The 2616-nt window shown below is 55.1% G+C and carries 1 protein-coding gene; it reads right to left on the reverse strand.

Annotation, left to right across the window (positions count from 1 at the left end; genetic code table 11):
- Positions 1 to 337: 337 nt before the first annotated feature.
- Positions 338 to 2452, reverse strand: coding sequence for a glutamine synthetase III (locus tag ABX962_RS34395; RefSeq protein ID WP_372726176.1), 2115 nt, complete (start codon positions 2450 to 2452; stop codon positions 338 to 340).
- Positions 2453 to 2616: the final 164 nt, after the last annotated feature.

Genomic DNA, 2616 nt, shown 5'->3' on the forward strand with positions numbered 1-2616 from the left:
GGCTACATCGACAAAAAATCGCAGGGTCCTCCCGGCTCAAAAACTCTCTGGCGTGGGATGAGCCGTTTCTCGACCATCGTTGAAGCTTTCGTTGCATTCAAGCAAATGAGTTTTGGGGTATAAAAAGGCTTCCAGCCTGTCATGGCCTGGGATCGCCCGTCTTGACGTTTTGTAGCCAAGCTCGCCAGAGCGTGGATCGTTGCCGCGCAGATGCGAGTCACCACCTTCTGGCGAAGGTAGCTACCACAAAATCCCACACACCATCCCCGAAACTCTTGGCGAGTTTCGCTACGTTTTGACGTGACACATCGATGCGCCACATCGATGCGACGCTTCACTACTTGATGAATAGCATCTCTTGGTACTTCGGCAGCGGCCAAATATCGTCCGCGACGATTCCTTCGAGTTCGTCCGCCACCTCACGCACCGCATTCATCGCCGGCAGCACGACCTCGCCGCAATGCTTGGCGTGTTCGATCAGTCCACCGCCGACCGCATCGTCCATCTTCTTCTGCAGCAGCGTGACATTGTCTTGCAACTGTTTCACCAGCGATGTCATCTCATCGAGCGTGTCGGTGTCAAAATCGTAACCCAGCATCTTTAGATTTGTGCAGGTCGCGGCCAGCTCGTTCTGGTAGCGAATCGCGGCGGGGAAGATCATCGTTTTGGCCATGCTGTAGGTCAACTTGGCTTCGACATTGATCGACATGCAATATTGCTCGAGATAAGTCTCAAGCCGACTTTCCAGCTCACGTCCTGACAACACGCCATACTTCTGGAACAACTCGGCCACTTCGGGTGATTGCAAGTACGGCAACGCATCCGGCGTCGACTTCATATTCAACAGCCCCAACTTGGCCGCTTCGGTATGCCACGCATCCGAGTAGCCATCGCCGTTGAAGACGACTGAAGAACACTCGTTCATGATCTCCGTCAACAACACTTGAATCGCACTGTGCAGCGATTCAGGCGTCCCGTCGGTTGCTGCTTCCAATTGGGTCGCGCAGTAATCCACCGACTCGGCAATGATTGTGTTCATCGCCACCAACGGACCGGCGATCGATTGATTCGATCCCACGGCTCGGAATTCGAAACGATTGCCCGTGAAGGCAAAAGGACTGGTGCGGTTGCGATCGCCCGCGTCTTTGGGAAGCGGCGGCAACACGTCCACCCCCACCGTCAGCGTCCCCTTTGCGATCGACGAATTTGCACCGCCCGCTTTGATTTGCTCAAAAACGTCGGTCAATTGGTCCCCCAGGAACACCGACATGATCGCCGGCGGAGCCTCGTTGGCACCCAGTCGATGATCGTTGCTGGCGGTCGCCACAACCGCTCGCAACAATCCCTGGTACTTGTAAACCGCACGAATCACCGCGGCACAGAAAACCAAAAACTGAGCGTTTTCGTGTGGCGTATCGCCGGGATCCAACAGATTGCCCTGAGAACGACTGCCCAAGGACCAATTCACATGTTTCCCCGAACCGTTCACCCCCGCAAACGGTTTTTCATGCATCAAACATGTCATTCCATGTTTTTCGGCAAGTCGTTTCAGCGTCGTCATCAGCAGTTGCTGGTGGTCCGTCGCAAGGTTTGCCGATTCAAACATCGGAGCTATTTCGTACTGGCCGGGTGCGACTTCGTTGTGCCGCGTCTTGACAGGAATCCCCAACTTAAACAGCTCTCGTTCACTCTCGAGCATAAACGCCAAGACGCGTTCGGGGATCGCGCCAAAGTAGTGATCATCAAACTCTTGTCCCTTCGGCGGCTTGGCTCCGAACAACGTGCGTCCCGCGTTGACCAAGTCGGGGCGAGCAAAAAAGAAGTGTCGGTCGATCAAGAAATACTCTTGCTCGGGTCCCGCCGTCGAGGCGACGAAGGCACCATCGTCGTGGCCAAATAATTTCAAGATCCGCTGAGCCTGTTTGTTTAGCGCCTGCATCGAACGCAGTACCGGCGTCTTCTTATCAAGCGCCTCTCCGGTCCACGAAACAAACGCAGTGGGAATACACAGCGTCGTTCCATTCGGATTCTCTAAAATGTACGCCGGACTGGTCACATCCCAAATCGTATAGCCGCGAGCTTCGAAGGTTTGCCGAATTCCACCGGTTGGAAAACTCGAACCATCCGGTTCGCCTTGAATCAACTGACTGCCGCTGAATTCGGCGATCGAGCCCCCTTCGCCATCGGGCGACAAGAAACTGTCATGCTTCTCCGCCGTGGCACCGGTCAACGGATAAAAAACGTGTGCGTAATGAGTCGCTCCCTTGCTGAGCGCCCAATCTTTCATCGCCGAGGCAACGGCGTCAGCCACGGTCGGATCCAGCTTTTCACCCGATTCAATTGTCTTGACCAACGACTTGTATACCGGCTTGGGCAGCCGCTCTTGCATCACCTTTTTGCTAAACACATTGGCGCAGAATAGATCCTGCATCGGAGTTTCTGAAAAATCCATCGCGGGCGTATTGGTCTTGTAGCCCGTCACGGCTGCGATCGCCGAAAGTCGCGGACTCATACCGGGCGAGGTCGCCGCGGCTCCGTTGCTGGCTGGCCCACGGGAATTGCTTTTTGTCTCGGCAGTCAGCGTTGTGCTCATCTTTCAATCCGGCGTTGTTGGGA

The organism is Novipirellula sp. (assembly GCF_041583735.1).
GTDB lineage: Bacteria > Planctomycetota > Planctomycetia > Pirellulales > Pirellulaceae > Novipirellula.

Bases quoted from the DNA above. Each gene is read 5' to 3' on its own strand.
- ABX962_RS34395 (WP_372726176.1), bottom strand. From the start codon at position 2,452: ATGGATTTTTCAGAAACTCCGATGCAGGATCTATTCTGCGCCAATGTG.